We start from the raw sequence: 12,377 nt of genomic DNA, 5'->3' as shown, positions 1-12,377 counted from the left end.
TTTGGAAGGGAATGTCGGGTTGCGTCTAGGTTAATCCCATGAGGTGTTTGCAACCTCATGGGATAACGGCATGCTTTATAATTAAACAGCGCGCCAATGGGCCGGATTACGCTTATCATTCAGGTGACGAACGCGTGCGACATGAGGCGTATAGCCTTGTGCTTTTGACCACGTAATTGCTGCGACTTGTGTCGCCGCTGTGTGAAGAACACGATCTCCAGATTCTTCCACCACATACTCAGAAATAGCAGTTCCTTCTGGCCGTCCTTTAGGACGAGCCTCTACATAAACAGCTTTACTCATACGAATTATTCTCCTACAGGCACAAATTGTACCTCCCAAGAAATGGGGAGTAATTCTGAGAATATAATACCAAATTCACAAATATGATTTATTTTTATTTTATAGAAATGGCTTGATATAAATAAATATACTAGAATAAGTATTTCAGTATTAATAAGTTACCGGAACTGAACAGACGGACGGTAATCGCCTTATTTCAGACACCGAATCTGTTATGATGGTTTCCCGAAAGCCGACATTCTAAGCGAACCCAAGTAAACCGCTTTTGGGACGAAGTCGGCTGCCGAGGTGACTATTCAACGACGCCTTTCGGCAAGAACAGACGCTCGAATTGTGTATGGATTCTACCATTCCCTGAATGAGATGGATTGTTGAGTGACCAGCACTACTCAAGTCGAATTCGGCAGAAACTGACCTTCGCTCTGGCGAGCGCCTAGCTATGTATCATAGACAACACCCAATACGAGACGTGCATTGAGCATCACAGGCAGGTCTGGTGCGCCTTCTACTTGTTCGGTCGCGATTACTACGGAAGCTCCAAGCCCGCCGATCGTCTCAAACTGCCGAAGATACGGCAAACTCCCCGAAAGCGGCGCGCCAATACGCTTCAGAATGCTGTCACCGCTTTCCAGCGTGACGGCTACTATCTCATTTCTCATCGCGTCAAGTTGATCTGGGGTCAGGACTGCTCCGCCGAGAATTATCTGACCTGGCATCACTCGTGGAACGGCGCTGTCTTCTCGGACACGATATGCGACCTCAATCCTCCCAAGCGCGGGATGCTCGTCGAGGAAAACCGCCTCTTCCCGTCCGACTGGTGGGGGTGTCTGAACGAATAGAGCTCCGACGACGCGATGCAGGTCGAGTTCATGATTCTCGAATGCTAGCGTCGGTCGGCCGCTACGTGGGTCAGTTGCTTCAGCAGCTAAGGAATATCCTTCGCCATTGCGTGGACGGAGTAGTCTGCGCGCGAAAGCCTGCGTTCCGCGACGACCAATGACTAGCTCGTGATCGGCTGGCGAAGATGGAGTAGACTCTACGATCGCTATGGACCCGGCGGGTATCGTGAAACCCATTGTGTCCCGGCGAATGTAGAACAACGACTTATCGTCGAACCATTGGCTGGAGAGTGTCTCCAAGCTTAGTTCCTGGCTACCACCGCTCGGGACTTGGCTGCTGAAAGCGGCAATGTCCTGAACGATCGGAACACTGAACGCGGGTATGGCAACGGCAGTCAGAGGTACGACATTGTCTGGAGCAGTCTCCTGAAGTGGTTCCCGCCAGCGATAGCGCCGGAACTCTTCATGGACGCGCTCAACTGCCGAGCGTAAACGCTTCAGGTCCATATCGACGTTCTGCACGTCGATGTAGCTCAGCGCATTGGCATTACGGTGGTGCGCCTCATTAAGCACCCTTCGCGGCTCAGCGCCGTCAGCCAATGCAGGATCATCACAGAAACGCGAGAGCACGGGGCTTCGGAAAAGCTCGTTGCTGCGAGCAGTGATCAGCGACCGCAGCCGTCCTAGTAACGGCATTAGGGTTGGTGCGTCCGTTGGCGCCGAAAATGCAGGATAGGCGGGGTCGTCGAACAGATCTCCGAGGCGTGTTTCTAGAAAGATCCGAGCCTGATTAGCATAGTCCTGTGCGTGAAATGCCGAATCAGCGTTTGAGACGAACTCGTTCCTCTTCCGATCTAGGTCCTCTATCGCCAAGGACGTCTCGAGGGTAGCACGTGATGCGTTTACCGGATGGACAGCACGATGCTCCACCCGATTTGCTCCCCGAGCCTCGGCGACAAGGGTGCGACCGAAGCTCCGATCATAAGTAGTAGCCAGAATCTGAGCGCCACCCTCAGCAAGCTGATCCAAGGCACGCGCTAGCCGGGCCCGATTATCGTAGTCGAGAAGATCTTGAGGATCGTCCAAGATCATAAGTGACAGGCCGCCGTTCGTTTCAAGAACATGCTCGCGGAATGCGAAATAAAAACCCAAAAGTGATGCTCTCAGAGCTGAGGCGTTCGATACATGCTGGGCAGGCGCGTTGACACCATCGCGGCCAACTTGAATCGCGATAGCACCCTGAGGGGTCAGACCAGTTCGATGCGGCTTGGGGGATAGTGTCGTCGCATTCTGGTAAATAGCGTTTCGCCAATACTCTGCCCGGTTATGAAGGCGGGCTTGCAGGCCTTCGACCTGTGCGGTGGCAAGATCACCGATAGGTATTATCTCATCAAGTGCCGCTACCGCCGTGGTACAATCTTCAATTGCCTTAAGCGTGCGCTTGTGTGCGCCCTGAGCTGTGCCCATTCGTTTTGAAAGATTGATCGCCGCGTTGATAGGGGCGACGCCTTTGACGATTGCATCGAGGCGAATCAACTGCGCTCGCAGACCGCTCGCTTGGCGATCGTTACTATCAGCTTTGCCGCGGACTTCATCGAGCACGACAACAAGTTCGTCGCGGTGAGCTTTCATCCAGTCGACAAACGCTAATCCTCGGATGAGGCGGTTCAAGCTCTTGTTCAGTATAGCCACATGGGCGCCAACTCGACTTGGCAGAACCCGCTGCTCCGGTTCTGTAAACGCAGGCAGCCTCGCCATTGCCTGGTTAGTTAGCTTTTCCACATTGGAGCGAAGTGAGAAAAGGACACCTGCGAAGCCTTCCGTTCTGAAAAGGTCATCCAGCAAGGCGGTTCGGAAGATTGCACTGGGAGACTCCGGTAGATCCTTTTGCAAGCAACGCCTAAGCGCTTCGGGCAGATCGCGAGCTAACTTTCCGGTCCAACCCTCGGCCCATTGTGCGATAGTCTTTGCTAGGATTTCGCTATCTCCAGCAACCTGACGAAGATGATCAGCAACCAAGCCACCAGCCTCAGCGTCAACCACTCCAGCGAGAGACTGGTGGCAAACGGGGCAGCGATCATGATGAGCCTCCCCATGCTCATGCATCCAGTCGGTGACTCGCGCGTAGAGTTGGGTCCGGCGTTCGAGGATCGGGTTCGCAGATAGCTCATCGAGCATCGTCGCTTCGTCGAACAGGCGATCAACGAGGGAATCCACTGCTTGGCGGGCATCTATCTCCAGCTTGAGAGCACCTAATTTTTCCATCGATGGCAACTGAGAGAGCCTGCGAACCTGCTCTAATGCAGGAGCGATGCATTGCTCCAAGTTTTGACGTTGTGAGGCGTCCGAAGCGTCAAACATATCGCCTAGCACGTCCCGAGCATGCCCGAGGCCGCTAGCCTTTAAGTCTTCGAAATGCTGGCTCAGGGTGGCGAACGCTGCTGGGTGGTCAGTAATCGCAGGAAGATCGGCTACAGGTGCCATTCCTGGGAATTCGGAAATGCGCTGTTCAAGGTCAGTGCGATGCTGACGATATTCCGTCTCGATTTGTTCGAGCCCAGTTTTGCGCTCCTTGGTAATGTCGCCAGCTATCTTTGCTCTGGCACGCTTGGCGTGCTTCGCCAAAGCCACCAAGTCGGAAAGGCCTGTGAGACTCGCCACGGCCAAACCTAATTCCGATGGGTTGCCCACCTGCAGGTATGGCAGAAGACCGGGCATGGTGGTGCCAAGATTAAAGGCAATCGGATCAAGGCCTAGATCAGCCGGATTAGGCCCGACTTCTTCCAACTTGCCATTTGTTTTTCGCGACTGTGTCCTGCGGATCGGTGGAAGGTGCGTCCCGTCCTCCAATTCGAATGTCAGTTCAACCCAGGTGTCGGCAGGCACAGTTTTGGCTGCCGCCGCGGGGAGCCAATGCTGAGAACTTGGCAGAGGCGTCACCGCGCTGATCTTGTGCTGCGATGTTTCTTGCATCGCCCCTCGATCGATCTCGCAATGGAATTCGGCTTCACCGCTCTCAGGTATTCTCTGGGGTCGGAGCAGCTTTCCGGTGAGGCACCAGATCACCGAATTCATAAGGCTCGTCTTGCCCGAACCGTTCCAACCTTCGAAGACCGTGATGGGACTGGTCGGTTCGAACACAAAATCCTTACTCGGCTCTCCTATTCCCCCGTATGCGTGAAGCCCGGCAAATCTGTGTGCGACGATCTTGGTAAGCCGGAGGACTCTACGCTCTCGATTACCGGAGACAACTGGAGACGGTACGTGATCTGGAGTGGCGCTGATACTGGCTATGATCGCTTCGCAATCGGGCACCATGACATTGCCCGCCCACTTGGCGCGCGCCCGGCAATACCATGACAGCACACCTCTAGCGGCAACGGTATGGAGCACCAGCCTATAACCTGTATCTGTCGCTATGGGGCGTCCGGAGACTAGTTCTGCAAGGAGTATGTCAGTCGTAAGCAAGTGAAGTGCCCGTGTGGGCGTCACGTCCGACGAAACATGGACTAAATCCAACAAATGCACTCCCTACGTCGCAAAATTGGTCCGGATATCTATTTTTCGTATAATCTGCTTACTAAATAAAGATCGTTAATGAAGAAAGCTACTGGCGATGTTTGTACTATGCCTCCAGATAAAGCTGTGTAGTAGATAAACCTTATCGTTTTCTGGTCTTGTGACGCAATTGACTATCAGGATTTATGTAACAGGCCGCTTTCTATATTTTCTCACCGTCAGCCGAATTTCTGCCCTGAATTGCCTGTCTGCTCAGTGATACAGGAGCAGACAGGCAGTAGTTGCCCTCAAGGCAGACATCGAAGTGGTGATGGTGGTTGCCCGAGAGACGACATTGTTAGGCTAACCGTGATAGACCGCGTTTGGGACAAAACTGCCGATTGCCATTGCTGCTGAGAAAGACCGGCGGCGCTGAAACTGTCCATTCTTGAAGTGGCGAAAAAGGGGGCTTATCTTGCCGCATTAAGGAGGCACCATTGTGACGGCCCCGCCCGATGAGGAGCATAATGACTAAATATTACATTGTGGCCGCCAAGCCTGGCGGCAAGACTGCGCTCAAGAACGAATTCAAGACGTACAGATGGGCTCTGAAGGACGAGAAGTGGCAGTGGCTCCAGGCGTGGCGGTCGACCGACAATATCGCTGACCTGATTCGGAAAGGAAATGATGTCGTCACGGGTAAGTTCATTGGTGACAAGATGGACGAAGGCGATGCCGTCGAGGTCGAGATTCGGATCAAGCACAATGGCGTAAAGTACAAGCTGAGCGATATGCCGGATAAGTAAAAGAAAGGCCTTCCCCTGACGGCCAGCCGCACCCCTTCTGCGGGGCTGGCAGCCCAGCAACGCGCTGGGTGAGAGGCAGGAACGCCGGTCCCGGGAGAGAAAAGTCGGTCCATCGCTGAAACCTTCCCCGCGCGCCCTTCGACGCCAGCGTCATCGCGTTGACCCTGCCCCGAACGTGCCCTCAGTTTTACGTTAGGGTCTGTAGGTAGTGATCTGCTTCCAAACGTTGAGGCGCCGGATGGTGCTCAGTGAGTATCTAGGTTGCAAGGTTGTGTGGGATTATTGACCGCGGGTGGGTATCACGACCGCGTTGATTGATTGGGAGATATAGTTGGCTGCCGCCTCACGTTCATTCGACGAACTTGTCTTAATGTTTCCAAACCTCGGCCCTTGCGGCGCCAAGCCGGAGGCGGTGGCCGACATGAGCAGGACAACCGCATGCTACCAATTCCTTGACGACGCTTACAGCGACAACGCGATGATCGAGACGCTCAAGTGCTGGAGCGTCAACAACACCGCGATGATGGAGATGGCCGAGGGCAGACTGACCACGACCGACGCCGCGATTCGCCAGGAGGCTATTGAGAAGCGGCTCGACCGAATAAAGGCCTACGGAACGATCAGAGCCGATGTGGTCACCCACGTGGAGAGTTCGGTGGATGCACAGCTGTTGGCTTTGGACGAGATGGCATCAGCTGGACAATGCTTCGACGAGATTTCCAAGATTCACCGCGGGGCGGCCATGGCTACGAGTCTGTTCGATGCCAACTTCAAGGTTGGTGCAACAGTGCGCTGGCAGCATTTGACGGCATGCACGCTAAATCCTGAAGCCGCCTCAATCCATTTCGCATGGAAGCAACGCAACAACCTTTTGGCCACGATGGCGGCCAAGGATGTGACCAGCTTTTTACTCAACATTCATCTCGACGCTCCGGCGCCTCTCGTCTGGACGGGAGCGGTTCCTGGCAAAGACGAGGACACAACCTATCGGTGGCAGGCCGAGGTCGTCACGCCGCCTGGATTCAAGTTCGAGGTCACGTCAGTCAAGACGTTGAGCGCCGCCGGTGTGCCCGACCGACTGGTAATGGTCGAGGCCAAGTATCCGGCCAGCGGAAGCCCCATGCCCTCACCTTGATCCCTTCGACGAGCTCGCCGGGCACGATCCCCGAGCCCAGCAGCAGGTCGAGGAGGAATATGTCGCGCGGCGCCTCCTCGAGGGGCGCTCCGCAAGGTCTCGGGGCCCATGCCGTGCTTCACGACATCGGCGCGGCTGACGTGGTATATGTCCGCGACGTCGGCACTTCCCCCGACGCTGGTCAGCACTGGCGATATGTTGTCGAGCGTCGCGCCGCATTTGCTCGGTTTACCTCACCGGCGGCAGACCGACGTGTGTCAGCACGCTGTTCAACATGTCGATGCATTCATCGCGCGCCCGTTCCAACTCGCCTGCGAAACGCGTGTCGGTGAAGTCCAAGAAGCCCTGCACCCGCCGTATTCGCTGATCCTTGAGTCCCTGTTCGATCTGCGTTCGCAGGTGTCGGAGAGCCTTGTCGACAAGCTGGATGCCGCCGCGAACATGGGTGTCGTCTATGTCGCGCCAGCCGCCGATCGACTTGCGGATCGGATGCCGGCTTTCGCGGTCGAGCAGCTCGCCCGTCCGAACCGCTCGCTGCGTGTCAGAGAGCGCTTGGAGGAATTCCTCAGGGCTCTCGCAGTGGAGCGGCACCTCGAAGGCAGGCCGCCCGAAGGCCATGGCGATCGTCGTGAGGATCACCTCGTCGAGGTCCTTTGCCCCACGGACCTTGATGACTTCCTCATAATACCAGCGCTGGAGTTCGGGAAAGGCGTTGAGGTAGCCAATGATGTCGTCCCAGGACCACACCATCACGCGGCAGTTCCGTCTGCCATTCACCCATTCTTCGTTGAGTTCATTCACCCAATTTTGCACCACGGTGTCGCGGCGCGCCGTCGTGGCGAGGATCCAGATCGATAGCTTGGACTTGAAGTTGAGCGACTTGGCGGCTTCGTCCCGTAGCAGCTTCCGGCTGACGGGTCCGCCCGGGTATGGGCTGCCGTGCTCGTCCAAGTCGGCAAGCCGCTTGCATTGGACGCCGATCAATCCATAGCGCTTCGAGAGACCGAACACGTCCACACCGTCCTGCGCCTGGCCCGGCCTGCCGAACGGCTGCGCGTCGGGAATGCCGTAGACTTCGCCCAGCAATCCGTTCGCGAGATCCTCGAACTGTTGCCAGTAGAGCGGCGGCTGGAAGAATTGATTCACTGTCGGCAACTGCACCCCCAAAATCGACGGCTTAGCCGGCGAACCGGCGGGACGAGTCATATCAGCTCGTCTGGCGCAACGATATGTCGCTGATCATGGCCCGGGCCTCGGGCGTAGTCACACCGTTACTCTAGAGCGAAAGTGTGAAATCGAAAGGGGATTGTCCGGCGCGTCGAACGGAACGAAAGGGCGGCAGCTTTCCGATGCTACCGAGAAAGAGCGGACAGCAGATAATAGGGCAAGTTGCTGCAGGCAGCTTCGCATTGGGCGAACGGCAAGTTGTGTCAGAGGGTGCCGTTCAAACACTGACCACCGAACAACTGGCTTTGGTCGGTAGCTGTCATGAACGTGAACACTGCGAATGGCGGCTTTCGGTCATCCCTTTCGGATAACCGACATTCCGCTCCCCCCCCCATTGCTGCCGTCCCGCGGCCTTCCAAGGCTTGCTGTTGTAGCGCTTGCAACGACACGCTTTAGTTATAGATGCCTCATGTCACGCGCAGGCAGAACACGCGCAGTGTGAGAGCAGTTAACTGACTTTCGCTCTCAAATTCGTGCAAAAGCGATATAGATTTGTAACGCTGTATTTCTGGAACCGGACCCTGCTAACCTCTGATAATGACGATAGAAACCCGGCACCTGCGCTATGCAATCGCGGCCCTTGAGCAAGGGAGCATCAGAAAAGCCGCCCTGAAACTTGGCGTGCGGCAGATGACGGTTGTCAGGCATATTGAGGCGCTTGAGAACCATGTCGGCTATTCCCTGTTTACAAGGAGGCGAGACGGCGTTCACCCCACAGACGATGGCACCACTTTCATGCAGGCCGCACGACGTATCCTACAGGACATGGAGAGTCTGACTGCCCATGCGCGCTCCAACCGCCATAAGAGAGGTGAGCGCATTGCTATTGGATTTTATACCTCAGTTTCGACCGGCAATCTGCGCGCCACCCTGACTGAATTCCGCAGTCGTTACCCGGACCTCCAGTGGCGGCTGGTCGGTGGTACCCGCCGTGAGCTTCTTGCGGCCGTTGAACGGGGTCATCTTGACATTGCCATCGTGACGGCTGGCGAATTGAACTGGCCGGAAGGGTCTCTTCCGCTGTGGCCAGAGCGATGCATTGCCGTCTTACCCGCGAAACACCCTCTTGCTGGCGAAGCGGTGCTCGAATGGATGATGCTGAAAAAGGAGCGGTTTCTGGTCAGCAGTCTGGATCCAGGTCAGGAACTGACACGGATCATTCGCGCATGTCTGGGCCGCGGCAGTCATCATCCCACCCTGATCGAGCATGATATCCCGTTGGCGTCTCTGCGGCCTTTTGTCAGTGAGGACCGAGGGATCATGATCGATTGTGAAAGCAGCACAGGCGAGACGTTGCCGGGGATCGTCTACCGGGAGCTACGCTTCGAAAACGCACCGAGCGAGTTGCGCTTCGCTGCCTGCTGGTTGCGAAGCAATCCAAGCCGCCCCCTCGCCTCCTTCCTCTCCCTGCTCAGAGAGCGTTACCCGGACCTGATCCCGCCGACTTCGTCCGAGCCACCCGTGAATGGCGCTGTTTCTGGAACGCCCGATCCGTCTCCATGAAACGTCCAACCATAAGCGGCACCAGTCTGGCCGCGTCAGTTACGGTGTCTGCAGGCTCGCCGGCAGTGCCCGAGACCAGTTCGACATAGAGCAGCAGATCCCGATGGATTTCCGCCGTCAATTCGATCGTCAGCTTCACGGGCCGACTGTCGGGGATGGCACTGATACGGAGTTTGGTCATGGGGATGCTCCTTCCTGCTGATGCCAGGGTTTGAGGACAAGATCGCGATTGACGATCAGGGTGAACGGAAGCCCAGGCCGGTCAGTCAGCGTGGGCTGCACGTCCATGCTGCGGTCGATCAGACGGTTCCCCACCATGGAAAATCCGTTGCTGGCCCCGCTGCGGATCGCCTGAAACAGGTTGTTCTCGCCCCATGATGTGCCGGCTTCGGAACCGACGCTAAGCAGGGTCGTGACCAGAGCGGCCTTGAAGAGTTGGCCCCAGTGCTGGTCCACCAGATCCTTCAGGCCGGTCTGGCCGATCGCATCCGCGCCAGGCATCCTGTCGAACACGATGCTTTCACCATCGGGCCGGATAAGTCGGGTCCAGATGACCTGCGTGCGCTGCTGACCGAACGAGATGCTGCTGTTGTAGCTCCCGAACAGCGTGCTGCCCTGGGGAACTAGAAGATAACGGCCGGTCGGACTGTCATAGACATTCTGCGTCACATGCCCAATGAGCTGGCCCGGCAGGTCGGAACTGACTTTGGTGTTCAGCGCGCCCGCAATCACTGTCCCAGCCTGAATCACGTAGGGCGAAGCCTGTGGCGTCAGACGATCGGGGCTGACCGTGACACGGTCGGGCTCTCCCGCCAGAAAGGCACGGTTGGCAGCCTGACGGTCATTCGCGCCAGATTGTGCAGCTGTGACGTTACCCCCGGTTGCCGGTGCAGCGATGGGGAGTTCATTGTCCTGTCGCCCGCCATCACGTGTCTGCACGAACAGCTTGCTGGCTATGGCAGCCGCGACTTCCTGTTCGGCGCGATGGTCGCCCATGCCGGAGACAGGACCAGCGCGTCCTTCCTGCTGCGCTTTCAGGATCGGTTTGCCCAGATCACCAGGCAAGGGCGGTCCCAGCTTCGGCACGCCGGTATAATCCTTCGGCAAGGCATCCAGCCCGTCGGCCGAGGGACGCGCATCAGACTCCTGAACGACTGACGGTGCCCCCTGACGACCGGAATTCTGGAGCGCATAACCGAGCGCCAGACCTATTCCGATCATCGCGGTGCCGGCCAGCCCCCAGACGACATAGCGCGATAACCGGACGACCTTTGGCCGTTCCGCCCGCAGACGGAGGTCTGATGTGGATGACGGAACCGCAGGGCGCCGGCCGTCCATTCCCTCTTCCCGTCCTGCATCACGGTCCGCGTCCTGTTCGCCCGTCATGAGCGCCGTCCATCGGTACGGACAATCCGCACGCGCTGTTCAGACTGTTTGTCGCCCAGCCGCAGTTCAGCGGCGGCGAACAGACGATCCACGATCATCCAGTTCTGGCGCACCCGGTAATTGACCAGTTCCGGTCCGCCATCGGCCGCCAGCACGAACAGTGGCGGTAGCTCGCCCTGCCCGATCCCCGATGGGAAAGCAATATAGACCTTATGCCCATCATCGAAGGCCCGGCTGGGAAGCCAGGGCGGCGTGCCGCCTTTGACCGGCTGGATGGCATAACGGAAATTCAGGGCGTTCAGATCCAGCCCCGCATCCACCGACGCAGCTTCATCGGCAGCGCTATCCTGCCGATGCAAAGCAATCAGATCGTCTTCGGGATAGTTCCAGGAGACCGATGCCATATAGGTAGCTGGCGTTGACCTCAATTCGGCAAGGTAGGTCCGTCGGTCGGTATTGACGATCAGATTGGTGGTGAGATCCGGCCGTGTTGGCTTCACCAGAATATGGATGCGTTTGGTCGCCCCTGTCCCGCTCTCGGTATCGCCGATGATCCAGCGCACCGTATCCCCGGCGGCAACCGGCCCCGTGCCGACCAACCTTTCGCCCTGCTGGAGCATGATGTCGGTGATTTCGCCCGGCGAGGTGTAAACCTGATAAAGCGCTCCCGGACTATAAGGATAGACCTGCACCGCGTTAATGAACCCGGCTCGCGTGGGCTGAATGCGCGCCGCCAGATTGGCCTGCGTCACGCGCGCGGTCGGATCGGCGACTTCGGGGGCCAAATGGGCGGCGCGTCGTGGCGGCAGCGGCTTGAGTTGCCCGGGCAAGGGAAGCGGTTTCGGGACTTCAACCACCTGAACCGGCTTCGGCGGATCCGGCAGACGTGTCGCCTGCACGGCATCATCATAGCGGATAGCGGGTGGATGATACTGCTGCGCGCATCCCGCCAGAGGCAAAATCAGCAGTGGCAGAAAACGAAGAGCACGACGGATCATTGGCCCAGCTCCTTCGACCAGTTGATGGCGGAGACGTAAATCCCCAGAGGATTTTTTCGGAGGTGGTCGGCGTCACGCGGCGTGTTGAGCCTGATCACAACAATGGCGGTCCATCGCTCTGTGCCAACGAAAGCCCCATCGCGATAATGCCGCTCGACCCACGCGACCCTGAAACTCGTAGGCGACGCACGAATAACCGATGAGACATCCAGTTCAACCTGCTCATGCCCGACACGGGCAAAAGGGTCATTCAGGCGCGCATAGTCATTCAGTGCGACGGCACCTGACGTTGTGGTGAAATCATACGCACGCAGCCAGTTCTGCCGCACCACCACGGGATCGGAGGACAGACTACGGATATCCTCAATGAAGCGAGCCAGATACCAGGCGATCTGTGGATCGGTGGGCCTATAGGACGCTGTCGCGGGGGCCACGACCTGCGCCTCGCCCAGATGATCGACCTGCACGACCCACGGCGTGACAGTGCCGCGCGCGGACTGCCAGACCAGCCCCGCACCAAGTCCGGCGGACAGGAACAGCGACCCGAACGCCATCAGTCGCCAGTTCCGCGCCTGGACACGGGCGGACCCGATCCGGTCATCCCAGATCTGCGCCGCTTTCTGGTAAGGTGTGACCGGCTCGGGGGTTGCCCCGTAGCGTGTGGTGGAGCGACGGAACATTG

At 57.5% G+C, this 12,377-nt stretch carries 10 protein-coding genes; 3 read left to right on the top strand and 7 right to left on the bottom strand.

Features of this window, described 5'->3' with window-relative positions:
- Positions 1-81 precede the first annotated feature (81 nt).
- Both LKE90_RS00175 and LKE90_RS00170 read right to left on the bottom strand, forming a co-directional pair.
- Positions 82-303 carry a hypothetical protein gene (locus tag LKE90_RS00175; protein ID WP_080545410.1) on the bottom strand — a complete coding sequence of 74 codons (222 nt, stop codon included), beginning with the start codon at positions 301-303 and terminating at the stop codon, positions 82-84.
- A 437-nt stretch (positions 304-740) separates the two neighbouring features.
- On the bottom strand, positions 741-4,283 hold the full coding sequence (locus LKE90_RS00170; protein ID WP_291494764.1) for an ATP-binding protein: 3,543 nt from the start codon (positions 4,281-4,283) through the stop codon (positions 741-743).
- Between the two features lie 884 nt (positions 4,284-5,167).
- Here LKE90_RS00170 and LKE90_RS00165 point away from each other — a divergent pair.
- Together LKE90_RS00165 and LKE90_RS00160 are read left to right on the top strand one after the other, a co-directional pair.
- Complete coding sequence (locus LKE90_RS00165; RefSeq protein ID WP_003618653.1) at positions 5,168-5,446, top strand: hypothetical protein; 279 nt, start codon at positions 5,168-5,170, stop codon at positions 5,444-5,446.
- 331 nt (positions 5,447-5,777) lie between these two features.
- Entirely contained in the window at positions 5,778-6,581 is an 804-nt protein-coding gene (locus tag LKE90_RS00160) for a hypothetical protein (RefSeq protein WP_291494763.1), read from the top strand.
- A 228-nt stretch (positions 6,582-6,809) separates the two neighbouring features.
- On the opposite strand, the gene LKE90_RS00155 is transcribed toward LKE90_RS00160, so the two are convergent.
- On the bottom strand, positions 6,810-7,787 hold the full coding sequence (locus LKE90_RS00155; protein WP_291494762.1) for a hypothetical protein: 978 nt from the start codon (positions 7,785-7,787) through the stop codon (positions 6,810-6,812).
- 558 nt (positions 7,788-8,345) lie between these two features.
- Between LKE90_RS00155 and LKE90_RS00150 the strand changes: the two genes are divergently transcribed.
- Entirely contained in the window at positions 8,346-9,311 is a 966-nt protein-coding gene (locus LKE90_RS00150; protein ID WP_003618648.1) for a LysR family transcriptional regulator, read from the top strand.
- Here the strand turns inward: LKE90_RS00150 and LKE90_RS00145 are convergent.
- From LKE90_RS00145 to trbF, 4 genes are read right to left on the bottom strand one after another with little or no spacing between them, the layout of a single operon-like run.
- Entirely contained in the window at positions 9,220-9,492 is a 273-nt protein-coding gene (locus tag LKE90_RS00145) for a DUF2274 domain-containing protein (RefSeq protein WP_080545408.1), read from the bottom strand. The genes LKE90_RS00150 and LKE90_RS00145 overlap by 92 nt on opposite strands.
- On the bottom strand, positions 9,489-10,649 hold the full coding sequence (locus tag LKE90_RS00140) for a TrbI/VirB10 family protein (protein WP_407066116.1): 1,161 nt from the start codon (positions 10,647-10,649) through the stop codon (positions 9,489-9,491). Before LKE90_RS00140 ends, LKE90_RS00145 begins: the two co-directional genes overlap by 4 nt.
- Positions 10,650-10,693: 44 nt before the next feature.
- On the bottom strand, positions 10,694-11,695 hold the full coding sequence (gene trbG, locus LKE90_RS00135) for a P-type conjugative transfer protein TrbG (RefSeq protein ID WP_212356082.1): 1,002 nt from the start codon (positions 11,693-11,695) through the stop codon (positions 10,694-10,696).
- On the bottom strand, positions 11,692-12,375 hold the full coding sequence (gene trbF / locus LKE90_RS00130) for a conjugal transfer protein TrbF (RefSeq protein ID WP_212356083.1): 684 nt from the start codon (positions 12,373-12,375) through the stop codon (positions 11,692-11,694). Before trbF ends, trbG begins: the two co-directional genes overlap by 4 nt.
- Positions 12,376-12,377: the final 2 nt, after the last annotated feature.

It is taken from the genome of Acetobacter sp., from assembly GCF_022483985.1.
In the GTDB taxonomy this organism is placed as follows: Bacteria; Pseudomonadota; Alphaproteobacteria; order Acetobacterales; family Acetobacteraceae; genus Acetobacter.
Note: the sequence above shows the minus strand (reverse complement) of the source record. Positions and strands in the feature narration are given on the sequence as shown.